Origin of the sequence: Methylobacterium nigriterrae, assembly GCF_037106235.1 — a bacterium.
GTDB lineage: Bacteria > Pseudomonadota > Alphaproteobacteria > Rhizobiales > Beijerinckiaceae > Methylobacterium > Methylobacterium nigriterrae.
On record NZ_JBAWTG010000495.1, the window covers coordinates 1 to 589 of the forward strand.

Consider the following 589-nt stretch of genomic DNA (forward strand, 5'->3'; position numbering starts at 1 on the left):
CTGTGACACCAGAGGTATGGCATTTTGCCTGCGGCTGGCCATATAGCATGCCATACCGAAAGCTTGGTGCAGATGAGATCACTCGCCTGCTGCACAAGAACACCCATGTCAGCTGATTGTGATGCTAACCCAGACCCCATCCAGCCGCGCCTCCACGGCGACCACCCTGCACTCTGCCCCCAACACCGTAGTCGTCTCTGACTTGCCCCCTCTGGCTGCCGGCATGGCGAGCGCACTTCCTGTCCGGCTGCCTCTCAAGCACGAGTTGCAGGCCATGTCGTTTGAGGAACGTGTGAACGCTCTGATGATCTGTGCCGATCATCACCTCGAGCAGATGGACTTGCTGGAGGATCCTGAACGCTCGAAGCCTCTGTCGCCCTGGGATCGCCGGCAGCTCACCAGCCATCGAGGCAGCTTGCGTCGAGTGCTGGAACGTGCGGCTGATTTTGGCATCAAGATTGGCATCGTCGAGGAATAATCTTCCGCCTCACATCGCCTGAGCAGCAGGTGAGGCTCCCGGTCCTTGGTGACCCGCTCCAGGAAACGGCATCTGCATCAGGAGCTGATCGGCTTCGTCCCGGATCTCGAA

The 589-nt window shown here is 59.4% G+C and carries 1 protein-coding gene; it reads left to right on the top strand.

Going from position 1 to position 589, the window contains the following annotated elements; genetic code table 11:
• Positions 1-223 precede the first annotated feature (223 nt).
• Positions 224-478, top strand: coding sequence for a hypothetical protein (locus WDW90_RS37920; protein WP_336492848.1), 255 nt, complete (start codon positions 224-226; stop codon positions 476-478).
• Positions 479-589 lie beyond the last annotated feature (111 nt).

What these genes read in the sequence shown, in the direction of transcription:
- WDW90_RS37920 (WP_336492848.1), top strand. Translation starts at nt 224, where the DNA reads ATGGCGAGCGCACTTCCTGTCCGGCTGCCTCTCAAGCACGAGTTGCAG.